The organism is Nodularia spumigena CCY9414 (genome assembly GCF_000340565.2).
GTDB lineage: Bacteria > Cyanobacteriota > Cyanobacteriia > Cyanobacteriales > Nostocaceae > Nodularia > Nodularia spumigena.
In genome coordinates this window covers 3823242-3849144 of record NZ_CP007203.1, presented here as the reverse complement: position 1 = coordinate 3849144, position 25903 = coordinate 3823242, and the positions used below count along the sequence as shown (strand labels likewise).

The following is a 25903-nucleotide window of genomic DNA, read 5'->3' as shown; positions in this document are numbered from 1 at the left end:
AAAAAATTTATATTTAATTAACTCAGAATTCCTCGTTTAGTCACACCTTCTCTGCAATTCGACCTCCTATATATAAATAAGATAGGAAGGTTACGTTTGGAGAGACTGATATCAATTAGACCATCGAAGCCTAACTCCTAAAAATTAGCAACCTATTTACAATACCATATTCATTAAATTGAAGGTAACTACAAAAATAGGACTTACGCAATAACTCTCTGCAACCCTCTTTCCTTCGTGTCCTTCGCGTTCTTTGTGGTTCGTTTTTTCATGATTTTGCGTAAGTCCTGAAAAAATTAAGCACTTTCAAATAGGGTTAGTTTCATCTTTTGAACAAATTCAAACAAATGAAATCATATTTTGCTTTGAAATTACCTAAAATTTATCCCCGAATGGATTTACTATTTTTTTAACCATTTCCCCGCTATTTCTTTGAATTGAGACTCAATAGTATGCTTTTTCTCTGCCCCATTTTTGGAATGATAGTAATTATAATTATTGTAGTAGTAACCACTATCGCCAGATATAGCATTCACCACCATACCCAACACGGACAACCGCGAATTTTTTAACAGTGCCTTTGTAGTCCTAATCGCATCCGAATTAACTATACCAGGACGGGCAACTAACAAGATGCCATCTGCCATTTTGCCTATAATCGAGGCATCAGCAATAAATGTTAAAGGCGGCGTGTCAATAATTACGCAATCATAATCTTGGGAGGCTTGTTGCACTAACTCATGCATACGCTGTGAGTCTAATAGCGCTGCTGGGTTAGGCGGTATGGTTCCAGCAGTCAGCAAGTCTAAATTTACCAATGCTTCTTGAGAACTTTGTGTTAAATTAGTCTGCCCCGCTAGAACATTACTTAAACCCATCAAATTGCGTACTTGCCACACTTCTCGTTGACGGGGGCGACGCATATCGGCATCAATCAATAGCACTCGCCGTCCCATCTGGGCAGTAGCCACGGACAAATTAGCTGCCACAAAAGACTTACCTTCACCTGGTAAACAACTGCTCACCACAATCACCTTTAATTCCTTATCAGAAATGGTAAAACCAAGGTTGATTTGCAGCATTTCAAAGGCAGTATTAACCGATGAATAAGGGTTATTTAATAAAGGTAATTCGCTGGTGTTATCATCACGAATCATCTTAGGAATTTTACCCAACAAAGGATAGTCCAACAACTGTTCGGCTTCTGCGGCTGTTTGCACAGACTTGTCTAGAGCGTCTAGCAATAAAGCAGAGCCAACAGCCAATAATATGCCTAAAAATCCTCCTAGTGCTAAATTCAAATTAATGCGGGGAGAAACGGATTTTTCTGGCAACAAAGCCTGAGAAACAATCCTGGCATTACCTACATTTTGATTTTCCGCCACTTGAACTTCTTGGAGTCTTCGCAGCATTTGTTCATAGGTAGTTCGTGCCACTTGTAGCTGTCGTTGTAACTGTAGCTGTTGTTGTTCCAGTTTGGGTAAGATTTTCAGACGTGCTCGATCTTGTTTAAATGCGTTTGTCAATACACCAACTTGATTTTCCAATCCCAACCTTTCTACTTCCACTTGCACCAAATTAGCAGTTAGGGCTTGCTTAAGTTCTCCTATTTGTAAATCTTGCTCTGGAATAGGCTGTGAACTACCCAGAGTTTGGGTGATTCTTCCTTCTAACTGTTCTTTGAGAGCTTGTTCCTTGTTTAACAAATTAACAACTACTGGATGTTCATCTGTCAATCGTGACCTCTCCACAGCCAACTGGTCTTGAACCTTCTGGTATTCTGATAGCACTTGTTGTACTGCTCTTGACTGACTTAAAGTGCTAAGTGCAGTAGCTTTCTGTGTGTTCAATGCCAACTGATTTTGCAAAGCATCAGAACGGCTGCTAGCATCTATCAACCGCGCCCGTAATAGAGTGATCTGGTTGGATATTTGATAAAGCCTTTCAACTCCTTGTTTAGCTTCTTCTTCTAAGAGGACAACCTCGTATTTTTCTTTAAACTGACGCAGTGCTAATTCAGATTCTGCAACTTGTTTCTCAACCAGGGGTAATTGCTTGTTTAAAAATTCCCGTGCTGCTGTAGCCTGGGAACGGTTGGTCATCACATTATCATCGATATAGACATTCATCAATTTATTGACCACTGCCTTGCCTACTTCAGGATCAACACTACGGTAAGAAAGCTGCAAAAGATCGGTACCTCGGATAGCTTGGACTTTTAAGCTCCCCAGAACATGATCTATTTTTAAAGGTTCTCCCTCTTGATCTTTTAGCTGCAAATCAACGATAGTTTTTTCAATCAGGGGGTGAGACCGAATAATTTCAGCTTGGGTTTCCAAAGGGTTAGAGCTACTTGTCAACCCACTTAGTTCTCCTACCCCCTCACTGACTCCTGTTAGGGAAGAAACACTATTTTGTTTATCAAAAATTAGTTTGCCTTCGGCTTCATAAATTGGCTTTTGATTAAAAGTGACGAAGGACGTGATGCCAAAAACAGACCCGATAATGATTACTATAAGGAACCATCGTCTTTTCACGGCCAGCCAATACTGTCGCAAATCAATCTCGTCTTGGTCTTCTTGATAGGAAGGCATAAACTAGACCACTCAAAATACAAATGTATGTTGCTATATCCTGAACACAGGTTATATGTAGTGTATAGCAATTGATCCCCGTAACCAGATTGTATCCGATTTTAGGGATAAAATATCACTTAGTCAATTTTAATTTATTCCGTCTCATAGTTTATACTTTTTCAAGAAAAAGCACAACATATTTTTTAAATCTGTCTTGCGTAGGTGGTCCGTGGGGAGTTACTTCGACTGCGCTCAGTAACCGGGGGAGTGGTCCGTGGGAAACAGCTTTTTGAGTTGTAAGCGCAAAGCGCAGGCTACGCCAACAGAAATCAAATAGGAGTCCTATAGTTAAAATACTCAGGACTTACGCAAAATTATGGAAAAACGAACCACGTTCGCGAAGCGTCTCCCCTTGGGAGAAGGACACGTTGGCGCTAGCCTCTCCCCTTGGGAGAAGGACACGAAGGACACGAAGTTAAGAAGGTTTCAGAGAGTTCTTGCGTAAGTGCTAATACTTATGGTATAAATGTGTTGTGTTGCATAATACAAGATAAGAAAAACGTAATATTGAGACATCCATAAGTACGAAAATATATGATACACAAGTATAGAAGGAAAAATGTAGTAAACGCAACCCGTCATTGTAGGGTTCTGCAATTTCCGGCAATTGTTTTGAATGTAGAAGAAGGAACCTAAATGGCTACGAATATTAGTGTTCGCAGAAAGAAGTTATCTGAAACTCATAACCTCGTCTCCCAAAATATTATTTCTCTGGTACTGCTATTTGCGGATATTCTGGGGTTAATCTTGAGTTCATCTGCTTGCCTATGGTTGAGACGGGGTGAAAATCTGAATAGTTTTGATCCTTTCATGTATCTATTTGCTCTCCTAGTTATTGCTGGGCTGTATTTAGCAGATACTTACCATCCCGATACCCAAATCTCTGGTTTACGCGCTCCATCTCGGATTTTGATTAGTAATGTTGTTGTCGGTTGCATGATTGCATCTTTGATTTACTTGACTGGTGCTTCGAGAACAGAGATGGTTTTGCAACGAGGAACTTTGCTTCCCAGTTTAGGAGTATTTACTATCTGGGCTATGGTATCAAGAATATGGGCGGCAAAGTGGACAAGAGCGCAAGCTGAAAACAGTCGTTGGTTAATTTTGGGTGCAGATAAAAAAGCTATGATCTTTGGACAAAATTTTCTAGAACAAAATTCATTAGGTTGCTTGCTTTTTCTCACAACCCCAGGGCAAAAAATCAATGAATTACTAAAAAGTAATCGAGTTTCCACAGGGAGTCTCAATGACTTACTCCAATGGAGTCAACAACCTTGGTCTGGGGTGATAGTAGCAACAGAATTATCTGATGCACAGACACAGGAATTGATTGATTTAAGGTTATCTGGTGTCTCCATTTACAGGATTCCCGATATTTGTGAAACCCTGTGGTACAAACTTCCTTCATCTTTGCTTCAGATGAATTGGCTGGCTTTTGGTAATGGTTTCAATTTAGGGGCTGATAGTATTAGTCAGAAGACCAAGCGGTTAACAGATATTATTCTGGCATGGTTATTACTGCTGTTTTTATCTCCATTAATGTTGGTAGTGGCAATAGCTATTAAGTTAAATAGTCGCGGCCCTGTGTTCTACACACAAATGCGGACTGGTTGGGAAGGTAAACCATTTAGAGTTTACAAATTCCGCTCTATGTATCAAGATGCCGAAAAACGGGGGGCGCAGTGGGCTGGTAAACAAGATCCTCGAATTACTAAAGTAGGACGCTTGTTACGTCTGACAAGAATCGATGAACTACCACAGATTTTAAACGTTCTTCGGGGAGAAATGAGCCTGATTGGTCCTCGTCCAGAACGACCAGAGTTTGATGTCAAGTTGCGAGAAGAAATTCCTTACTATGACTTACGTTATGTGGTCAAACCGGGAATTACAGGCTGGGCGCAGGTTATGTATCCATACGGCTCATCAGTAGAAGATGCTTATGAGAAGTTAGCTTATGATCTTTATTACATTAAGAATTATTCGCTAGCTTTGGATTTAGCAATCTTCTTCAAAACTATTCGAGTCGTGCTATTGGGTAAAGGTAGATGAATAAAAAAGTCTTAGTCACTGGCGGAGCCGGATACATTGGCTCCCATGTAGTTCGTAAGCTGGGTGAAGCAGGTTACGATATTGTTGTATATGACAATTGTTCTACAGGTTCACCCCAAGCAGTACTATATGGTGAGTTAATTGTTGGTGATTTAAAAGATTCAACAACCCTATCCCAGGTATTTTCTCAGCATGAATTTACGGCAGTTTTACACTTTGCTGCCAGTTTGAATGTACCTGAATCTGTTTCTCGTCCCCTAGACTATTACGCTAATAATACTTGCAACACCCTGAATTTACTTCGTTGTTGCCACAAAATGGGTGTGAAACAAATTATCTTTTCCAGTACAGCAGCTGTGTATGGACAACCAGAAAAGATTCCTGTGACTGAATATACACCAACTCAACCTATTAACCCCTATGGGCGATCAAAACTTGCTTGTGAATGGCTGATTCGTGACTATGCCCAGGCTTCTGATTTACGTTACGTGATTTTACGATACTTTAACGTTGCCGGAGCCGAACCTGGTGGGCGTTTGGGACAGATGTTAAGAGATGCATCTCATTTAATTCGGGTTAGCTGTGATGCTGCACTCCAACGCCGAACAGAAGTAAAAATTTTTGGTACAGATTTTCCTACACCAGATGGAACGGCAATTAGAGACTACATTCATGTTGAAGACCTAGCAGCAGCACATTTAGATGCTTTGACCTATCTAGAGCAAGGTAACGAAAGTCAGGTTCTCAATTGTGGTTATGGACAGGGCTACAGTGTGCGTGAAGTTATCGAACGGGTTAAGGTGATTTCTGGGGTAGATTTTCCGGTTATTGACACAGAACGTCGCCCTGGTGATCCTGCTTGTGTGATTGCTGGTGCTGATAAAATTGGTAAATTACTGGGTTGGCAACCAAAATATAATGACTTAGATAAAATTGTCTCCAGTACCCTAGCTTGGGAAATGTATCAGAAAAGTTTGATGTTAAATTAACTATTAGCAGGTGAGTAAAATTAAATGATTACGTTGAGTTAATTTTGCTTCCCAGTTAGGTTCAACGATGATGGTGCTAATTTTTTCTACGATAATAGCAGGGCCACTAATCCTATCTTCTGGTTGTAAATCTTCTCGTTGATAAACAGGTGCATCATGCCATTGGTCAGATGTAAATATTCTGACTGTCTCAACAGGTTCGGGTCCTTCATCTATCGGACGGTTACGAATGATTAAGGGTTCTTGGGGTGTGTCCATTTTCTGAATTACTTCTACTGAGGCAGATTCGATAATTAAGGTTTTCTCTATTTGAATGAAACCGTAACGAGTTTTATGTTCTAGCTCAAATTCTTGTCGCATCATTGCTATATCTGAGGCAAAATTAATATTTAAGGTTGAGTTAGTACCTGCATATTTTAAATTCACTTTTTGGACTACTGACTGTTGATTATTTACGCTTTCTAAGGTTAATTCGCTTCTAGCTTGGGTTTCTAATGTTGCCATTAGTTGCTGTAGTTGGGGGATGATTTCTGGGTCTAAAGGCTGTTCTACTCCACTTTCTCTAATTGATCTGATATCAGCTAATCCCATGCCATAGGCAGATAAAACCCCGGCGTAAGGGTGCAGAAATATCTTTTTCATTCCCAATGTATCGGCGATTAAACAAGCAACTTGCGCCCCAGCGCCGCCAAAGCAACACAGGGTATATTGACTAACGTCGTAGCCTCGTTGTAAGCTTATTTTTTTAATGGCGTTTGCCATGTTTTCGACTGCGATCGCCATAAATCCAGCTGCTACTTGTTCTGGTGTACGATGGTTGTCTGTAACATCGGCAATTTCTTGGGCTAACTGGGTAAATTTCTCAATAACAATATCTCTATCTAAAGGCAAATTACCGTCTAAGCCAAAGACACAGGGGAAGTATTGCGGGTGAATTTTGCCTAACATGACATTGGCATCTGTTACTGTTAATTTACCACCTCTGCGGTAACAAGCAGGCCCAGGATTTGAACCCGCAGATTCGGGGCCGACACGATAACTTGAACCATCAAAAAATAGAATTGAACCGCCACCAGCCGCAATGGTATTAATGGCTAATACGGGAACTCGCATCCGCGCCCCAGCAATTTCGGAATCTAATTGACGTTCGTATTCTCCTTTAAAGTGGGCAACATCTGTACTGGTTCCGCCCATATCAAAGGTAATTACTAACTGAAAATCTGCTCTTTGACTGGTTTGAACTGCGCCGACTATCCCCCCTGCTGGTCCACTTAAAATACTATCTTTACCTTGAAATTGTTGGGCTGCTACTAATCCACCGTCAGATTTCATAAACATTAATTTAACTGCGGGTAACTGACTAGCAATTTGATTAACGTAGCGACGTAGAATAGGAGTTAAATAAGCATCTACAACGGTTGTATCACCTCGGCTAACTATTTTCATTAAGGGGCTAACTTGATGAGATATAGATATGTGTGTAAAGCCGATTTCTTGGGCAATTTGGGCTACTTGTTGTTCGTGTTGTGGATAGCGATCACTATGCATGAAAACTATGGCACAACTGCGAATACCTGTGTGGTAAACTGTTTGTAAGTCCTGTTTTACTTGTTGAATATTAACGGGGGTTAATTCGTCACCGTGGGCATTATAGCGCTCATCTACCTCAATTACCTGTTCATATAACATTGTTGGTAAAACGATATGACGGGCAAAAATATCAGGGCGGTTTTGGTAGCCAATGCGTAGGGCATCTTTAAAGCCTTTAGTAATTAAAAGAACGATGCGATCGCCTTTTCTTTCTAAGAGGGCATTGGTAGCGACTGTAGTCCCCATTTTGACTACTTCTATGGCTGGTGTGGGAATGGGTTCTTTACCTGAAAGACTCATGATATCCCGAATACCTTGAATGGCTGCATCTTGATATTGTTCAGGATTTTCTGATAGTATTTTATAGACGATAATCCATTGTTGATCAGGAATAGGCACAATTAAAAAGCGCTCAGGATGTCTTGAGAGTTTGTCTATAATTGCCTGATCATCAGTGACAGCAACTATATCTGTAAATGTACCGCCTCGGTCAGCAAAAAATTTTAGCATTGTTGATTTATTCAATGATATAGAGGTAGAATAATAGCATTTGGTATTTTATTAAAACTTTAATAGATACTGTACTGAGTATATACTTAACGTGAGTTTGATAACCTCTCCCCAACCCCTCTCCGACGCGGAGAGGGGTTTAAATATTTCTAAAACTTTATTTAATTCATATTCCTTAGCAACCTTGATATACAGGCGGACTTTTTCACCCATATTCAGATTTAGTCATTGGGTCAGCACAATTATAACTCTTTCATTATCTAAAATTTATGCTTTATGAAAAAACATAAATACTGGAATTAGCTATATATACCCCAATATAGTTCAGTTAAGCATTTCTTCCTTCTCATTCTTCACTTGGTGTCCTTGGCGTTCTTGGCGGTATGCGCTGCGCGCACGCTACGCGAACGTTAAAAAAAATGACCTAAACGAAGAGTTTGAATCTTAACTGAACCGTATTGATATATACCCTAAGAAAGAAAGGGTAGTTATTCCATTAGAAAGAAGTTATTATACCTCCTACTCTCTAAAGTGAACCCAGGAAGACATAAATAACTTTCTGAGCAATTTTGGTTATTGGCTAGTTACTAGTGTTAACAAAATTAAACATGAAAATCTTTGTTTGGGAATAGATTAGTGGTAATTTCTCCGGGGAAATAGTTCGACTTAGCCAAAAAATTGCCAATTTTATCAATTGCCTGTATTTTAATTTAGGAAAACCATTATGGCTACACAGGAGCAACTGCACCAATGGTATGAATTAGCCCAACAGTTACGTGTTGATAGTATTCGCGCTACAACCGTTGCGGGTTCGGGTCATCCTACCTCGTCTATGTCACCGGCGGATTTAATGGCGGTTTTACTTTCTAAATATTTCCGCTATGATTTCCAAAATCCAGATAACCCTAATAACGATCGCCTGATTTTCTCTAAAGGTCATGCTGCACCATTATTATATAGTATGTATAAAGCAGCAGGGGTAATTAATGATGAAGAATTGCGATCGCTGCGCCGTTTTGGTAGTCGTTTAGAAGGTCATCCCACACCGATTTTACCTTGGGTTGATGTCGCCACTGGTTCTCTCGGACAAGGTTTACCCATTGGGGTGGGGATAGCTTTAGCAGGTAAATATTTAGACCAATTACCTTATCATACCTGGGTATTATTGGGTGATAGCGAAACAGCCGAAGGGTCAGTTTGGGAAGCTTTTGATCATGCGGCACACTATACCCTAGATAATTTAATTGCCATTATCGATGTTAATCGCCTTGGTCAACGGGGTCAAACTGAATTGGGTTGGAATACAAAAGCCTATGCTAAACGTGCTACAGCCTTTGGTTGGCAAGCCATTGAAATTGACGGTCATGATTTAACCGACATAGATCAAGCATACAGCGCGGCGGTGACAGTGAACGATCGCCCCACAGTAATTATTGCCCGCACCAAGAAAGGTCAAGGTGTGGCTTCCCTAGAAGATTTAGGCGGTTGGCATGGTAAAGCCTTAGAATCTGAGGATGCCAAACGAGCAATTTCTGAGTTAGGTGGTGAAAGACAGATTATAATTTCAGTGGATACACCTGACGACCAAGCACAACCAGCAAGTATTGGGAATGCTCAACCATTGCAACTTCCCAAATATGACAAAAGCAAAAAAGTCGCAACACGTCGAGCTTATGGTGATGCTTTAGTAGCATTAGGTGCTGCACAACCCAATGTAATTGCCCTGGATGCCGAGGTTAGTAATTCCACTTACGCCGAAGATTTTGCCGAAACTTACCCAGAACGCTACTTTGAGATGTACATTGCTGAACAGCAAATGGTAGCAGCTGCGGTGGGTTTACAGGTGCGAGAATACAAACCCTTTGCTTCTACTTTCGCGGCTTTCTTCACTCGTGCTTACGACTTTGTGCGGATGGCGGCTGTCTCTCGTGCCAATATTAAATTAGTGGGTTCCCATGCGGGGGTATCCATTGGACAGGATGGTGCTTCACAGATGGCTTTGGAAGATTTAGCCGCATTTCGGGCTGTGTGGAGTAGTACGGTACTTTATCCCTGTGATGCCAATCAGACAGCGAAATTAGTCGCCCAAATGAGCGATCGCAATGGTATTGTTTATCTTCGCACAACCAGGGAAAAAACACCAGTCATCTATGAGCATGGTGAAGAATTTCCCATTGGTGGGAGCAAAATTGTTCGCAGTTCTGACCAAGATCAAGCGGCGGTAATTGGTGCAGGTATTACTGTGCATGAGGCGATAAAAGCTTACGACAGACTGAAAGACGAAGGAATCACAGTCCGCGTCATCGATGCGTACTCAGTCAAACCCATTGATGTGCAGACATTGCATCAAGCAGCACGGGATACCGAAGGTAATTTAGTCGTTGTGGAAGATCACTGGATAGAAGGCGGACTTGGTGCGGCGGTGCTGGATGCCTTTGCAGGTACTAGCAACACCCCCATTTATGATGGTCCCCAACTGCAATTAATTAAATTGGCGGTACGAGATATGCCGGGTTCAGGGACACCAGAAGAACTACTTCATGCTGCCAAAATCGATGCTGATGCCATTGTGGAAGCTGTGAAATCGCAAGTCAGACAGCCAGTAGGAGTATAAACATTAATGCCTAATTATTTCTTCTGGTAGGAGTTAACAGCAAAAGCCACAGTTACCGTAGAAATTACTATCACCAGGAGTGAAGAAAATGTCTGACAAATATCATACCGGAACTAAAGACGAACACTTTAATTTGATTAGTGTATTGTACCATGCTTTGAAGTGTTCTGCTTGCTGTGAAACATATATTCAAGATGCCGAACAAGCAGGCGATCGCGAACTTGTCCAATTCTTCCAAAATATCAAACAAGAAAACCAGAATACAGCAGAGAGAGCCAAACAGCTACTAGCAAAGCGTACAGAACAACTTGTAGCGCATTAGGGTATTCGTGACGCTTGTACAGGCGGGTTTAGCCATATCATCATTCAACATGAATGATATCTGTAAACCCGCCCCTAACGGATATGGGGAGTTTTTTCCGCTCATATCATTGATTATCAGGTTGCGATAAATTTCCTTCTTTCCTTCTTTCCTTTGTGTCCTTTGCGTCCTTTGTGGTTCGTTCCTCATAAAAAAATGAAATTAAATCCCAAAGCAGGTAAATTATGACGAGAGTAGCAATTAATGGATTAGGTAGAATTGGTAGAGCAGTTTTAAAGATTATCCTGAATACTAGCGAATTAGAATTAGTAGCTATAAACGAGATCATCCCGCCAGATAACTTGGCTTATTTATTGAAATATGATACTGTTTATGGTAGATACGAAAAACCCGTAGAAAGCAATAGTAATAATTTAATAATTAGTTGTAAAAAATATCAAGTATTTAACGAAAAAGACCCAATAAAACTGCCTTGGGATGACTTAGATATTGATATAGTCTTTGAATGTACAGGAATATTCACGAAAAAAGAACAATTAGAAAAACATCTGCAAGCCGGAGCTAAAAACGTGATATTATCGGCTCCAGCCAAGAGCGAAGGTATTCAGACAATTGTGTACGGAGTTAACGAAACCCCAGAGTCAGAGCGGATGGTTTCCTGTGCCAGTTGTACCACAAATTGCATTACTCCCGTCGTCGAAGTCATGGGCAGAAGAATCGGAGTAAAAAAGGCGATTATGACCACAGTTCACGCCTATACTTCCACTCAAGAATTAGTGGATAGACCGCATAAAAAATTTACCAGAGGTAGAGCTGCGGCTGCTAATATAGTACCAACTACAACCGGAGCAGCGATCGCCACTGCTCAAGTTCTCACCCAATACGCAAACAAATTCGACGGCGCAGCCATAAGGGTTCCTGTAACGGTCGGTTCCATTGCAGATATCACCTTTCTCACCGAAAGACCAACCACTGTCGAAGAAATCAATAATATTTTTAGAGAAGAAACCAATAACCAAAGATACCAAGATGTTTTAGGAGTTTCCCAAGACCCCATAGTTTCATCTGATATTATCCAAGACCCGCGCGCCTCCATAGTCGATTTAAGCATGACTCAAGTTGTCGATAGCGACTTAGTAAAAATCATGAGTTGGTATGACAACGAATGGGGTTACGCCTGTCAAATGGTTAGACAAGCCCAAAAAATGGCGAAAACCTCTCGACCTTTGCAAACTGTTTAAACGAACCGCCAAGTCGCCAAGTACGCCAAGGAAGAGAAGAAAGAAATCTCTGCGTACCTTTGCGTTAACCTCCGCGTACCTTTGCGTTTAAAAAAAACCTATGTCAACTCCACAAAACTCTCATATACGCTGGTTTGAAACCCTCAAATCTAATGATGTCGCCATTGTCGGCGGTAAAAACGCCTCTTTGGGAGAAATGATAGCCAGTCTCAAGGATAAAGGTATTCGCGCCGCCGATGCTTATTGGCAATTCTTAACAGCAAATCAACCCTGATAGTGTAATTCCAGTTAAGCGGCGAGTTGCTGAAAGTGACACCCAGGTAGAGCAAAATTTCAGCGAATTTGGGGGACTGTTTTGGTAAATTTGGCAGTATTACCAAAATATCAATTGCAATAATGTGGTTTTAACTACGCTATGACATGGAATTAGTAAGATAAACTTGCCTTATGCATATGAAAGGGGTGCAAGGGGTACAATTTTGGGTGGGGGTATTTATGCTTTTTCTACACCTCACACCCTGTTTTTTGTGTTCAAACTACTGACTTTCATTTAGTAACAAAACAGGAGAACCAATGCGCGACGAAGTAGTCAAAGTCATCTTATGGGAAGAAAAGCAAAAAGATTATCTAAAAAAGTTCTATGACTTACAATTTACTCCCAGAATAGGAGAGGAAATTTACCTAAATAAGGAAAATTGGAGAGTCACCAGAATTGAGCATGATTTAGAAGTGAGTGAGATTAATATCTATATGGAATTAATCAAAAAAAACAAGCCTGAGAAATCATCTATTTCTTGACATCCTGCACCCTCGAAGGATTTTACCGCAGTTTGCAAGTAAGCGTGGTGCATGAAAAGATTATCCACCACGGATGAACACAGGGAGTAGGGGTGGGTGAGATTATTGTTTCTATACCCGCTCCTACTGACCAGTACACGGTTAAATCTTTGGTTCAAGTTCATTGATAGTCTATTAATCACAAAAGTAGAGTATAATTTATCAGCTAGCTCTGGTGACTAGCAGTCGCGGCACTACACTGATGATACTCTTGGTTTCATTTTTCGTTAGTCCGCGCAGGTTGGCTTTGCTTGTGTCTATTCTTACTTCAATGAGGTAAAGGAAGAATTTTCGACCGCAGATGAACACAGATGAACACATATGAACACATATGAACACAGATAATTACCTATCTCAAGCAGGCTAGGAAAGGAAGAATTTTTAACCACAGATGAACACAGATGAACACAGATAATACCAATTTAATATAAAGATGCATAAAAAGAACCCCACCTTAACCCTCCGGTGCAAGCAAGGAGGGAACCTGATTTTCCCCCTCCCCGCTTGCGGGGTAGGGGGGTAGGGGGTGGGGTCGAAATTATATGCAGCCTCATAAATAATTGGTATAATTACAGATAAGTACAGATAAATACCTATCTCACCAGGCTAGGAAACGCTATATTCTCCCAATATTTTGAAAATATCCTCTAATTCTCACAATGATCCCTAAAAAAACTTATAGTAATTCACAATCTTGTTCAGATGTTTCCCAGAATATAACTCGGATTGTAGAACCAAGTTTTGAGTTTTACTCTGTTTTTTCGCAAACAGAAGTTTTAGAGTTAATTAAGGCATTAGATGTTAGGCGAGAAATTCCTTTAAAATATGCTTACAAAGGTGGTGGTGCGAAAATTTGGCATAATTTTTATCAAAAATATATTATTCCTAAATGGTATCAACCAGCTAATGTAGAAATTGATTTATTACAGCAGAATTTTGCGTATATTACCGGGAGTTATCAAAGTTGCCAAAAAATCAATATTGTGGATGTAGGTGCTGGTAATTCTTATCCGGTCAAAAAGTTTATTTCTCAACTGAAGAAGTTAGGTAAAATTAATAAATATATAGCATTAGATATTAGTCAGGAACTCCTGAAGGTATCAAAAGCAAATTTTACTAAATGGTTTCCCAAAATTGATTTTGACAGTTGCACAGTTGATATAGAAAATAGTCCGATTTCTCCAGAGATTTTGGGAAATTTCAATTCTATGCAAATTAAGGATATAGCCAATATATTTTTACATTTAGGTGTGACAATTGGCAATCATCAAGACAGAAATAGAGTCTGGCAAAATTTCCGAAACAGCATGGATAAAAATGATTTGCTGGTCTTCACTAACGAAATTGGTTCTAATTCTCAATGGGATGGCAAAGTTCGCGGCGGCTGTAAGTATCATGTGGAAGGAATATATACATGGATGACAAATAATTTAGGTATTAGCTCGGAAGATTGCCAACTTGTCAGAAAGTATGATCTTAAAACAGATAGTATCACTGCAAACATCAAATTTCTGCAAAATTACACTCTCAAATTTAGCCAGTGGGGCATAGATCAGACTGTGGAAATTTCTCAAGATGAAGAGATTACTATTTGGCGGCATCATAAGTATCAGATGCCTGAACTTACCCAAGAATTAGATACCGCAGGTTTACAAATTGTTCACTCTAGTTCTAATAAATATTTATCACATATTATGGTTATTTGTAAACCTGCTGATTGTGAGACTTGATGCTTAAAATATTTTAATTTATTCCCACCAACTTAGGCAGAAATTCCCTCAAAGATTGAGTTAGCATCTGAATTTTCGCAACGGTTTGATGGCTTCTCTCTTGGTAGTAATGATTTATTTTAAAGCAGTCTCTTCCTGCTTTTTATATAGCATTTGTCCTGAGTCTAATTCTGAAGCAATTTGCTGACGATTATTAATGAATGTGTACTGTTCGTTAAAGCTACCCACAGGACGCTCTCCAATAATGTAGTGACGTACTGGTATATCTGGACTATTCACAACAACGCGATCAGAAACACGTACTTTTGTATCTGGTGCATTGGGATTTTCTTCTTCAAGTTGAGAAACCACCCAAAGCTCATTGTTTAGAGCATATATACCTTGAATTTCCAGATTGTAACCACTAGAAGGAACCTCAACTTCAGTTGTTATAGTCCGCTCTTTTCGGTCTGCTCCGGGTACATCAACATCAATATAAGGAACTTCAACGGTTTGTTCTTCCTGTATGACAATTACTTTGGGTACTGTAACCGTGCGCTTTGCTAATCCGACCTTGACATCAGGTCCTTGAATATCATATTTTGGTAGCCTTCCGGGTTCTACATTCACATCAGGTAAGCGACCTGCTTGTTCTCGCTCTATTTGACAGGATGCCAAAGGAAGGAGAAGCACAATTAAAGATAAAGGGATGATTTTTTGTAAGGTTAACGGTTTTGATTGCATAATATATCTAAACACCATAAAAAGCTATCACTCCGCTATTCTCTGATGAAATAGTGCTAATTTGAATCTATCTACAGACCAATATCTAAATCTATCTAATTAGAGGTTTTGAGGATAAATTCACAAATACCAGCGAAACAACAGCGTCAAACTTCCAATTAAATGCTCCTGCAAGGAACGATGGCGTAAATCCCTGTTGCACACCAGCCGACTCTTGGCAAAACCATCGAGAAAAAATTTCTCCATCTGCTGAAACAAATAGCGATCGCTTAGGGTAAATTCTTAATTTTGTAAAAAGTTCGAGAACGGAATACCCCTCGGAAATAGAGAACTATTAAAGTAACGAGAATGAGTAGGCTAATAGGAAAAATTATCCACACAAATGTTTGGCTCATTGCTCATTTTGCCTCATTTTTATGTTTACAGGAGCGAAAGTTTTCTAAGTATTCACCTTTTGCTAATGTTGTAAAAATCTCGTAAAAAACCGGAAATACCTAATCTGGTTTCACCTCATCCAGCAAATGTTGAATTTGGTTATTAGTGAGAATTTGAATTACGCCAAATAGGCTTTGAACATTTTAACCTATCAACTTATTCCCAATTTTAAAGGCAGGCAAGATGCCTGCCCCACAAGAGAATACAATTAATTCAAGGCTGAGTGCAAATCACTGTGCCGGAAACTTACTCGCATCGCGTCCGCCGGCTTGGGCTAAATTAGGTCTCCCTGCAATTGAATTGCATCGACGCGCAAACATTAAATGACCCCTAACTGTTGATTTACAACAGGCGATCGCCAAAAAATGGCCGAAATAACTCGCAGGCGAGACTTGACATTTTACCATGCAAATGCATTAACCCCATCTTGTACAACTGAGAGGCTTGCACCGCCTCAGAATATACAAGATTTGATTGCCTGACGATTTCTGTAAACAATGGTAATAAATCGGGATAGCGTTGCAGGTTCCACCATTGTTGTTCTAGATGCTCTGCATAGATGGTAGTGGTGAATGCAGAATTTTCTAACAGTTCTTCCAGGGTTATTGTCTGCTGATGTAGGTGATAAAAAGCCAACTGCAAGCGATAGGGATGTCCTCCCAAAAGGGTAATCAATTGCTCAATTTGTTGCACCGTCATTTCCTCTCCCCACCGATTTGCCAATTCCTGCACCTGAGCCGGGGTAAACTCAGGTAACTCAATAACCAGCCCAGTATTCAATAGTGAGGGATTGATCGAGGGAGGCATCAGGATTTCAGTAGAATGAACCGTCACCAGTCGCAGCCTGTGCCAAGGATTAATGTCTGCATCGCTTTCTTTGGCTCGCTCAGACCAGGTTCGCAAAAGTAGGAGAAATTCACGAGCAATGTCCGGGTAGGCAAAAAGCTCGTTGAGTTCATCGATGGCAATCACCAGGGAGCGATTCTCTCTTGGAGACCCTGCGCGATTGAGTTTGGCTAAGAGAATCTCCTCTAAGTAGTCCGTGGCGTTGGATTTGCTACCCAAGGAGTTATCCCAAAAAGTTGCCATTGAACAAAGGGCAATGGCAACTGGCAAGTCTAACTGCTTGCTGGCTCTGACACAGAACCATTGTAGGAAGCGTTCTAGGTTCTGTAAAATCTCGTCGTTGGCAAGTTGCAAATTCAGGGAAACAGTGCGATTGCCCAGGGAGTTACAGTAAGCCAGGATGCTGGTCATGAGGGAGGTTTTGCCCATTTGCTTGGGAGCGCGGATGTTGACCAGCGCACCAGGTTCCTGGATGGCTTCATAACAGAGGGATTCGAGGATGGGACGGTCAATGTAAAAGACAGAATCCAGGGGCATCTGCCCTCCTGGTACGGTTGTGGGACGAAGTTGCAGATCGTCAGGCGTTCGGCTCTGCCGTCCCTTCGGGAATCGTTCCACTCTGTGGGTTTGAGGGGGATTGGTGCGAGAATCGCAGACTGGTTCGATGGAACAACAGTTTTCATTGGTGGACATTGAGCCAATCTTGCCAAGATTGTCTTTATCTGACTCCAGGTAGAGATAATCGTCCTTTAACAAAGTTAGATTAAAGGCATTGAAGCAGCACTCCAAGGTTCGCTTATCGACTCCAGTTGCGGAATTAAAGACCTTGCTGAGGGTATTGGGGGTTAAACCTGTTTTTTCACTGAGGGCTTCGAGAGTGTATCGCTTAAAGTTTTGCTGAATTTCTACCTCAGCTTTTGCCTGATTGAGTTTCTTGAAGCCTTGAGCAGTTAAAGTCGCACCCCGCCGCCGTAGTTGATTTTTTGATTGTAATTGCATTTTGAACTCTCAAATAAAGTATAAAATATGCTTAGTAATCTGCTTAATAGTTATGGGTGAATACTGTTATTAGTTATGCACTTTACAAATTTACGCAGCATAGCTACAAATACTATGGATGCGATTCCCTATCCGAAAAGTTTATTTTGAACACGCTTATACTTGACAAATACAAAAAATTTCTATATTGTCAATACTCCTAAATACATAAATATATAAGCTTTGAATTGAAGTTTTCTATGGTAAAGGTAAACGGAAGGATAGCTCTTAAATTGGGGTTTTTTCCAAAGTTAAGAGCTATGTTAACTAATGGTTGCGAGATTCTTAAATTTTCGGTAACTGAAACCAATATGGGGAATTGGTTTGGGGATTTGCTGGTGCTAAATCCTTAACTTTTTTCTTAAAGTTGCAAACTTTGGTGGCTTGCTTTTGGTTGACAAAGATATCATCAGAGAGTCAAGGCGCTTCTAAACGATAAGTTCGGCAGAAACGTTCTACTTAATAAGAGGTAATGAGTAACATGGCAACGAACGATCCGACTCCAAATCCTCAGATTTCAGATATCGTTAAACTCGTTAATCTGGAAGATGAAACCGTTTTAATCGCTAAACTAACTGTACCTCCAGGTAATATCCCTTCAGGTACAAAAGTTAAAGAGATTAGTATTACACTAGATCCTCCTCTTCCTGGTGGTGGCTGGTGCGTAATTAATATCTGATAAATTTTGCTTAGGTACTTAGCTCTCTTCTGTTACTTGAGGAAATTTTAACGAAAGCAAGCCATTTCAGCCAACGAACAATCAGAGATTCACCTCACTCTGACAGAAGAGAGTTAATTCCTTTCGTACACGAAATGGAATTTAGAAAACATGGAGAATTTAATAATGTTGCAACGTTCTCATTACAATTACTTTGTTAAACGTCAAGAGGGGGTAATTGGTTACAATGCCCGAAAAGGCGTTTTTGCTTTGCTTTCACCACATATTGCTGAACTTTTGCAGGGCAATGAGCCAATTACAGAAGTACGTAATGAGCAGGAGTTTGTAACCATGGGATTTCTCCATTATGGAGATGAAGTTGAGCAAATTATCTCTAAGTTTGAGAATGCTAGACGCAAAAAAAATATCCTCAACTTTACAATCTTACCGACACTTGCGTGCAACTTTTCTTGTGATTACTGCTTTCAGGGAGACCACCAGCATGGGCAGTTTATGTCACCTGAAACTCAATCAGCAACCATTCGTTATATTCAATCTCTCATAGTAGAAGAGAACAGAGTATTTGATTGTAAGTGGTTCGGGGGAGAACCTCTACTAGCCAAGGAAACTGTGCTTAATATGTCTCGTCAGCTTAATAATTTAGCTGATGCAGTGGCAGTACATCCTCCGGGTATGCAGATTATTACAAATGGGATATTACTCAACTCTAATGCGGCTAGAGAGCTTTCCGAAGTAGGTATTAATTCTGCCCAGATATCATTCGATTCCCTTGTTTTTAAGAGCAGTAAAAAGCGAGGGGTAATGGATGCCACTGGAGAACCCTCTATAATTTTGAAAAACATTATAGCTGCTCGTGAGCATTTAACGGTACTTATACGCATTAACGTCTCATCTGAAAATTTACACGAAGTACCCCAGATGATCGAATTTCTCAGCAAGCATGGGATTAGTAATGTTTATGCTGAGAGAATCCATGCTAATGAAAGTGAGTTTGGCTCGACTAATAGCCCTGATTGCACATCAGGTGCTTGTGGAGCGTGTGACTCCAAAGAAACGGTAGATGCTCAGTTTTCTAGTAGTTTAAGTCGTTCAGACTATGCAAGTTTTGAGAAAGAACATTTCTTGAATCGTCTCTTGGATCGTCCAGAAACTTTAAAGGATCTTGTAAAGAAGCTTGTACCCAAAACTCATGTTTGCGGCGCTACACTTGGCAATATGCACGTTATCGATCCAGCAGGATATGTGAGTCGTTGTTGGCATAGTGCTGGTTCGCCATCCGAAGCTATGGGAAATATTCATGAGATGAATCATTCCATAGATAGTTCAGATATAGCCCAACGTTGGCAAGAATTTTCTCCTTTTGCCTATCCAGCTTGTAAAAATTGTAATGTTTTGCCGCTATGTATGGGTGGATGCTCTCACCCGCGAGTTTTTATGGATGCGACTGAACCTCCATGCGATTCTATCAAGCAACAAATTCAATTCTGTGTTGACCAAGTAGGAGAAGTTATTCAAGTCCCTACAGAAAAACAAGAGCTTGTATCAAGATAAAAATAGGCAAGGAGATTTATCAACCATGGGTATTAAAGACGAACAAATAAAGCAAATTACATTTTTTCAACAAGAAAAGTTTAACTTCTGTGGTCCAGCTTGTAGCCAAATGTTTCTTTCTCACTTTGAGATAACGAATACTCAACAAGATACAGCGTATGAAGAAATACAGAAACTAAATACTGAAAATAATCCTGTAGCATTTTACTCCAGCCCTGAAGGTCTCAGTGATTATTTAGATAAAATCATCCCAGATAATGTATTGGGTGACATAGATGTTTTTTCTTCAGATACATTGCAAGAAAATTTAGATAGAATTTATAATACAATTCGTTTTGCCCAAATACCTTGTATTAGTCTCGTTAATAAAGGCGCTCACTGGACTGTGATCGATGGAATTCGATTTAATGAAGGAGAAGATGGAAAAATAGAAATTACAGCAGTTCATTATTTAGATCCTTCTGATAAATCTCCTAGTGAAGGATATAAATTTATGGCTGCCCTTCAACAACAATTTTTCTTGCCAAATACATATGGAAACAAATGGAAAAACAAATTAGTTGTTTTATCTAAGAAAACAGACGAAAAATTTAAACCAATCCAAACCGAAGCTAAAACATTAACTATTCAAGGCGGTGGGACTGGAACCCCGATAGATATAGCTTTAGCCAACCTAGATATTTATGGTTTTAATGATATACAAAAAATTCCTGACATAGGCGGTGGTGCGCCCGTCACCGAGCCTATATTTATTACAGGCTTAGATGGAGCTTCAAACTTTACGATTGTTCCTCTTGATGCTAAAGCAACAAAAGAATTTCAAGATTTTATTTATGTTGCGGTTGAAGAGGGAACAAATAATTTACTAGAAATAGCAAGCTTCTCCAAGGTATTACAAATTGATAATGACCAAGAAATGGAAACAAAATTACAAGAAAATTTCCCAGGAGCATCATTTGAAATCATACCCGGATATTTTTGGAAACAGTGTTTTGAATTAAGAAGTCGTTTAAGTGTCGCACGCCAATTCAGATTGGAAAACAAAGAGATGTTTTTGCTTCCCAATGGAAATGTCACCGATCTCTTAACTGAATCTCTTGTTGGAGGAGGATAGTTCTCTAAAGATAACTTACTGAGATATTAAAAATGAATATGGTAAACATTGCCATAGATTGCTTAAAAAATCAAGGCTTTGAAAACATTAAAGCTATTGATCCTGATACAACTGATGTTCCTGTCTCAAAGCCTATATATGTTACAGATTTAGATGGGAATTCAAACTTTACTATTGTTCCTCTTGATGCCAGTGCAACAAAAGAATTTTACGATATTATCTACGTGGCAATTAAAGGGGATACAAATGAATTACTAGAAGTGGCAAGTATATCAAAATCTCCCAAAATATATAATGACCAAGAAATTAAGTCACAATTAAAACAAAAGTTCCCAGAAAATTCGGTTGAAATTATACCAGGATATTTTTGGAAATCAGAAATAAGAAGTTTTTTAAGCACTGTGCGCTGCTTCAAAACTGGTAATAAAGAGATGTTTCTCCTTCCAAATGGAAACACAACTGATGATTTGAATGAATCTACTATGGGAGGATGAAAGTGTCAGTGCGATCGCTCTTTTGTAGAGACAATCTTAAAATGAATGCGATCGCTTTTTGGTATGGGTTGTGGAGTGCGATGTTTGTTCTCAAGAGTGCGATCGCTTCACTTGTGGTTATAATCTATTCTTTTCCGAGTAACTCAAAGAACATTTCTTTATCAATACCAATATCTTGAATCATACCCATTAGAGTCCCTTGTTTTAGGTCTTTTCCCGAATGTATAGGAATTACAACCCTTTGTCCATGACTATCTTTATAAATAGCATGACTCCCCTTTTGACGGTCAAAATAAAAACCTAATTTTTCGATTACTTTTATAAATTCTTTAGCTTTGACACTGGGAAAATTACTTATGCTAAGATGCTTAGTGGCTTAACAATTAAATTTTCTCTAGGAATTGACAGATTATCAGCCTTTAAGCTTTCAATATATAATTCAATTGCTTCTGTGATATTATCAATGGCTTCTTCAAAAGAATCTCCTTGAGAATGACAGCCTTTTAGGATCGGACAAAAAGCATGATAACCTCCATCTGATTCTTTTTCTAGAAGAACTGTGTAATTGTAAATTTGCTTATCGTTGTTGTTCATATATTTCCATCTTGTTTACGCTCTATCTACTTTTAACTTACGACTTATCCCATAATAAAGACTTTTAGGTGATGTTGGTTAAATAGTGCGATAATATTGATTTAGTCAGTCGTTGGATCGGGAGCAATCGTGGTTACACAATTCAACATCAATAATACATTGTTACAAGAGGCACTTGCCCTGGACGACCAGATAACCGTTGATGTCCTGGTCGAAACTGCACTACGCGAATATATCCAACGTCGCAAGCGACTCAAAGTGTTAAACCTCTTTGGCACTATTGATTATGACCCAGACTACGACTACAAACAGCAACGTCAGCAAGCATGAGCGTCATAAAAGTCTTGTTCTGATTAAAAATATCAAAGGCAGGCAAGATGCCTGCCCCACAAGAGAATATAATTAACTCAGTGCTGACTGTAAATCACTGTGCGCCTTGGCTAAGGCTTCTGGTAACTTATTCGCATCACGTCCGCCGGCTTGGGCTAAATTCGGTCTTCCACCACCGCCACCGCCGCAAATTTTCGCTACAGCACCGACAAATTTACCCGCTTGCAGTCCCTTTTTATTCACCTCTGCACTGAAGGCTGCAACTATACTTACCTTCCCAGCTTCCGGAACCGAACCCAGCACCACAGCACCGTTACCGATTTTTTGCAGTAGCCTTTCCGCCGCAGTTTTCAATGATTCTGGGTCAACATCTTCCATTTGCGCTACCAAAATTTGATACTCGCCTACAGATTCTACTGTTTGCAGCAAACTGTCAGATTTAGCGATCGCCAATTGTGATTTCAGTGTGGCTAATTGTTTCTCACTATTTCTCAGTTCAGTTTGCAGAGTGGTGATTCTCTCTGGTAATTCTTCGGGTTTAACTTTAAAGCGATCGCTTAAATCCTTAACTACTTTATCGCGAACATTGAGATAATCCAAGATCGCCGGACCAGATACAGCCTCAATGCGTCGCACCCCAGAAGCCACACCCGCCTCAGAGATAATTTTAAAGATGCCAATTTCCGCAGTATTACTTACGTGAGTTCCACCGCAGAGTTCCATTGACACACTAGGGAAATCAATCACCCGCACTTCTTCACCGTATTTTTCCCCAAACATCGCCACAGCACCCCTAGCCTTAGCCTCTGCTATAGGTAATACTTCTATGTTTGCAGTATGTGCTTCAGCAATCCAAGTATTTACCTGTGCTTCAACTTGTTCCACTTCTGCTGCTGTCAAACCACGGGGACAGTTAAAGTCAAAACGCAATCGATCAAAGGAAACCAAAGAACCGGCTTGAGATATACTATCATCCACAAGTTTCTTTAACGCCGCTTGCAATAAATGGGTTGCAGTATGATTCGCTTGGGCGCGACGACGACAAGTCCGATCAATTTGAGCAGTCACAGAATCTCCTACTCGGATTGTACCGCGTTCGATGCGTCCAAAGTGGATAAAAAAATCAGATTCTCTTTTCACATCTTCCACACGCACCAATACCCCATCACCGGAGATATAACCTTTATCCCCAATTTGTCCCCCAGACTCGGCATAAAATGGGGTTTGATTGAGAACAATTTGAATTTCTGTCCCCGCTTCTGCTTCCTCTTGGGCAATGCCATCTATTAATATGGCTTCTACATTTGCTGTCCCCACAGGTTGGGTATAACCGATAAATTCCGTCGCTTGGATGTGTTCGGCTAACTTATCCAGGGAACCTTGCACAGTTAAATCAATGGTTTCGTGGGCAGCTTTGGCACGTTCCACCTGCTTTTGCATTTCGGTGTTAAATCCGGCTTCATCCACAGTTAGCTGATTTTCTGCCGCGATTTCTTGAGTCAGTTCTAGGGGAAAACCAAAGGTATCGTATAAAGTAAAGGCACTTTCACCGCTAATAGAGGTTTTGCCTTGCTGTTTCACCTCTTGGATGATTTCTTCTAAAAGTTTCTCGCCTCTATCCAAAGTTCTGAGGAAATTGGCTTCTTCCCGTTGCAACTCCGCTTTAATTGCGGCTTCCCGTTGCCTAACATTAGGGTAAGCTGATTCTGACAGGGAAATTGCAGTTTCGGCAACTTGGGTAATAAATTCGCTGTTAATTCCCAATAATCGCCCATGACGTACCACCCGCCGAATTAATCGCCGCAATACATAACCCCGTCCCACATTGGAGGCGCGAATTTCATCGGCGATCATTTGTACCACAGAACGGACATGATCACCAATAACTTTTAATGAAACTTGGGTGGTTTCGTCGCTTTTGTGGTAATCAATGCCGGCAATTTCGGCTGCTGTCTCGATAATCGGGAAAATTAAGTCAGTTTCGTAGTTATTCGGCACTTGTTGGAGGATTTGTGCCATCCTTTCCAAACCCATCCCGGTATCGATGTTTTTGTTTTGCAGAGGTGTTAAATTTCCTTCTGCATCCCGGTTATATTGCATAAACACGAGATTATAAAACTCGATAAACCGGGTATCGTCTTCTAAATCAATGTTTTCATCTCCCAATTCTGGGTGAAAATCATAATAAATTTCCGAACAAGGACCACAGGGGCCTGTGTGTCCAGATACCCAAAAGTTATCATCTTCGCCCATGCGCTTAATTCTGGCTTCGGGTACGCCAATATCATCGCGCCAAATATTATAGGCTTCATCATCATCTTCAAAGACGCTGACAACGAGCTTTTCTGGTGGTAAGCCGAAAACTTGGGTGGATAATTCCCATCCCCAGGCGATCGCTTGTGGTTTAAAATAATCACCAAAGCTGAAGTTACCCAACATCTCAAAAAATGTATGATGGCGTTTGGTGCGTCCCACGTTTTCGATGTCGTTGGTACGGATGCACTTTTGCGATGTGGTGGCGCGATTAAATTCTGCTGTGCGTTGTCCCAGGAATATCGGTTTAAATGGTAGCATCCCCGCAATAGTCAGCAGCACAGTGGGGTCTTCGGGGACGAGGGAGGCGCTGGGGAGAATTTGGTGTCCTCGTTGGGCGAAGAAGTTAAGAAATATGTCGCGAATTTCGTTACCGCTCAGTTTTTGGGGATTTTCAGGCATGGGTTGAAAAGTTAGTTTCAATAATAGTCGTTTTTACAGGAAAAGTATGCCCCAGGATAGGGTGTCTATGCCATAGGTTGGAAATCAAGAGATCATTAACCACAGATGGACACAGATAAACACAGATAACTCTTTAATTTATCTCAATGAAAGCTGCTGTATCTCTATTTTGGCATTTTGTTGGAGTTTCCTGCCAGCCATTTTTGCCCGTGGGGTATTATGTGCAGCCATTAGACATCAGTAGAGACGTTCCATGAACGTCTCTACAACGGTATTGATTATCACGCATATTTTATTTTTTCCAGACATTGATTGTCTACGTCTGTGTCTGTGAATTCTACGTTTACCTAACTTTAGTCGGATGTGCGATCGCTATCTTCAGTCATAATTAGGACTTACGCAAGAACTCTCTGAAACCTTCTTAACTTCGTGTCCTTCTCCCTTGGCGCTAGCCTCTCCCTTTTGGGAGAAGGGGAGAGGCTGAACGCKTCTYAACTTCGTGTCCTTCTCCCTTGGCGCTAGCCTCTCCCTTTGGGAGAAGGGGAGACGCTTCGCGAACGTGGTTCGTTTTTCCATAATTTTGCGTAAGTCCTGATAATATTGGTTTAATCAACAAAAATCAAATTCCTAACTAGGAGAAAGGATTTTCTCCACTTTATATTGAAAACATACCGGCAATTTTACAAAACAACATAAATATTTATATTAGGTTTTAAAATTTGTTATTTTTAAATATCACGTAATAATATGATATTTATAATTGTGATATTATTGTAGTTAATTCCTGTCCATAAATTAAACTTTTTAGCTGGTGTAAAATATCGGATATTTGCCCTTTCAAAAATTAATAAACCTAGCCGGGATTT

The 25903-nt window shown here is 40.3% G+C and carries 20 protein-coding genes; 13 read left to right on the top strand and 7 right to left on the bottom strand.

The features are described 5' to 3' along the window. Positions 1 to 401 precede the first annotated feature (401 nt). Positions 402 to 2594 (bottom strand): GumC family protein, encoded by a 2193-nt coding sequence (locus NSP_RS16765; protein ID WP_017804259.1) that lies wholly within the window; start codon positions 2592 to 2594, stop codon positions 402 to 404. Between the two features lie 678 nt (positions 2595 to 3272). Here NSP_RS16765 and NSP_RS16760 point away from each other — a divergent pair. Both NSP_RS16760 and galE read left to right on the top strand, forming a co-directional pair. After that, on the top strand, positions 3273 to 4685 hold the full coding sequence (locus NSP_RS16760; protein ID WP_017804258.1) for a sugar transferase: 1413 nt from the start codon (positions 3273 to 3275) through the stop codon (positions 4683 to 4685). Further along, positions 4682 to 5674, top strand: coding sequence for a UDP-glucose 4-epimerase GalE (gene galE, locus NSP_RS16755; RefSeq protein WP_017804257.1), 993 nt, complete (start codon positions 4682 to 4684; stop codon positions 5672 to 5674). Before NSP_RS16760 ends, galE begins: the two co-directional genes overlap by 4 nt. A 3-nt stretch (positions 5675 to 5677) precedes the next feature. Here galE and NSP_RS16750 read toward each other — a convergent pair whose 3' ends face one another. Then, positions 5678 to 7774 (bottom strand): hydantoinase/oxoprolinase family protein, encoded by a 2097-nt coding sequence (locus NSP_RS16750; RefSeq protein ID WP_006198795.1) that lies wholly within the window; start codon positions 7772 to 7774, stop codon positions 5678 to 5680. Positions 7775 to 8498: 724 nt separating this feature from the next. Between NSP_RS16750 and NSP_RS16745 the strand changes: the two genes are divergently transcribed. The 6 genes from NSP_RS16745 to NSP_RS16720 all read left to right on the top strand — a co-directional run bounded on the left by NSP_RS16745 (position 8499) and on the right by NSP_RS16720 (position 14518). Next, the gene (locus NSP_RS16745; protein WP_006198797.1) at positions 8499 to 10388 is read left to right on the top strand and encodes a transketolase; all 1890 of its coding nucleotides are present in this window, start codon (positions 8499 to 8501) and stop codon (positions 10386 to 10388) included. An 88-nt stretch (positions 10389 to 10476) separates the two neighbouring features. Beyond that, positions 10477 to 10710: a hypothetical protein gene (locus NSP_RS16740; protein ID WP_006198798.1), complete on the top strand. Its 234-nt coding sequence runs from the start codon at positions 10477 to 10479 to the stop codon at positions 10708 to 10710. A gap of 224 nt (positions 10711 to 10934) precedes the next feature. Then, the gene (gene gap, locus NSP_RS16735) at positions 10935 to 11951 is read left to right on the top strand and encodes a type I glyceraldehyde-3-phosphate dehydrogenase (protein WP_006198799.1); all 1017 of its coding nucleotides are present in this window, start codon (positions 10935 to 10937) and stop codon (positions 11949 to 11951) included. A 100-nt stretch (positions 11952 to 12051) separates the two neighbouring features. After that, positions 12052 to 12225 carry a hypothetical protein gene (locus tag NSP_RS16730; RefSeq protein WP_006198800.1) on the top strand — a complete coding sequence of 58 codons (174 nt, stop codon included), beginning with the start codon at positions 12052 to 12054 and terminating at the stop codon, positions 12223 to 12225. 299 nt (positions 12226 to 12524) lie between these two features. Then, positions 12525 to 12749, top strand: coding sequence for a hypothetical protein (locus NSP_RS16725; RefSeq protein ID WP_006198801.1), 225 nt, complete (start codon positions 12525 to 12527; stop codon positions 12747 to 12749). 698 nt (positions 12750 to 13447) lie between these two features. After that, a complete protein-coding gene (locus NSP_RS16720) occupies positions 13448 to 14518 on the top strand; it encodes an L-histidine N(alpha)-methyltransferase (RefSeq protein WP_006198802.1) in 1071 nt (356 codons plus the stop codon). Between the two features lie 114 nt (positions 14519 to 14632). Here NSP_RS16720 and NSP_RS16715 read toward each other — a convergent pair whose 3' ends face one another. Both NSP_RS16715 and NSP_RS16710 read right to left on the bottom strand, forming a co-directional pair. Beyond that, positions 14633 to 15241: a hypothetical protein gene (locus NSP_RS16715; RefSeq protein WP_006198803.1), complete on the bottom strand. Its 609-nt coding sequence runs from the start codon at positions 15239 to 15241 to the stop codon at positions 14633 to 14635. 777 nt (positions 15242 to 16018) lie between these two features. Next, positions 16019 to 17521 carry an AAA-like domain-containing protein gene (locus tag NSP_RS16710; protein ID WP_006198804.1) on the bottom strand — a complete coding sequence of 501 codons (1503 nt, stop codon included), beginning with the start codon at positions 17519 to 17521 and terminating at the stop codon, positions 16019 to 16021. A gap of 520 nt (positions 17522 to 18041) precedes the next feature. Here NSP_RS16710 and NSP_RS16705 point away from each other — a divergent pair. The 4 genes from NSP_RS16705 (at position 18042) to NSP_RS16690 (ending at position 21398) form a co-directional block, all read left to right on the top strand. Next, complete coding sequence (locus NSP_RS16705) at positions 18042 to 18239, top strand: hypothetical protein (protein WP_006198805.1); 198 nt, start codon at positions 18042 to 18044, stop codon at positions 18237 to 18239. 150 nt (positions 18240 to 18389) lie between these two features. Then, on the top strand, positions 18390 to 19790 hold the full coding sequence (locus NSP_RS16700) for a radical SAM/SPASM domain-containing protein (protein ID WP_082209971.1): 1401 nt from the start codon (positions 18390 to 18392) through the stop codon (positions 19788 to 19790). Continuing rightward, positions 19777 to 20904 carry a C39 family peptidase gene (locus NSP_RS16695; protein ID WP_006198822.1) on the top strand — a complete coding sequence of 376 codons (1128 nt, stop codon included), beginning with the start codon at positions 19777 to 19779 and terminating at the stop codon, positions 20902 to 20904. Before NSP_RS16700 ends, NSP_RS16695 begins: the two co-directional genes overlap by 14 nt. Positions 20905 to 20942: 38 nt before the next feature. Then, positions 20943 to 21398, top strand: coding sequence for a hypothetical protein (locus NSP_RS16690; protein WP_006198823.1), 456 nt, complete (start codon positions 20943 to 20945; stop codon positions 21396 to 21398). A gap of 124 nt (positions 21399 to 21522) precedes the next feature. Here NSP_RS16690 and NSP_RS24385 read toward each other — a convergent pair whose 3' ends face one another. Continuing rightward, positions 21523 to 21720: a type II toxin-antitoxin system HicA family toxin gene (locus tag NSP_RS24385; RefSeq protein ID WP_269454144.1), complete on the bottom strand. Its 198-nt coding sequence runs from the start codon at positions 21718 to 21720 to the stop codon at positions 21523 to 21525. Positions 21721 to 21752: 32 nt separating this feature from the next. After that, a complete protein-coding gene (locus NSP_RS16685) occupies positions 21753 to 21992 on the bottom strand; it encodes a type II toxin-antitoxin system HicB family antitoxin (protein WP_006198827.1) in 240 nt (79 codons plus the stop codon). A gap of 129 nt (positions 21993 to 22121) precedes the next feature. On the opposite strand from NSP_RS16685, the gene NSP_RS16680 reads away from it, so the two are divergent. Beyond that, positions 22122 to 22322 carry a type II toxin-antitoxin system VapB family antitoxin gene (locus NSP_RS16680; RefSeq protein WP_006198828.1) on the top strand — a complete coding sequence of 67 codons (201 nt, stop codon included), beginning with the start codon at positions 22122 to 22124 and terminating at the stop codon, positions 22320 to 22322. Positions 22323 to 22394: 72 nt separating this feature from the next. Here the strand turns inward: NSP_RS16680 and alaS are convergent, their stop codons facing one another. Next, positions 22395 to 25037, bottom strand: a complete 2643-nt coding sequence (gene alaS, locus NSP_RS16675; protein ID WP_006198829.1) for an alanine--tRNA ligase — start codon at positions 25035 to 25037, stop codon at positions 22395 to 22397. Positions 25038 to 25903 lie beyond the last annotated feature (866 nt).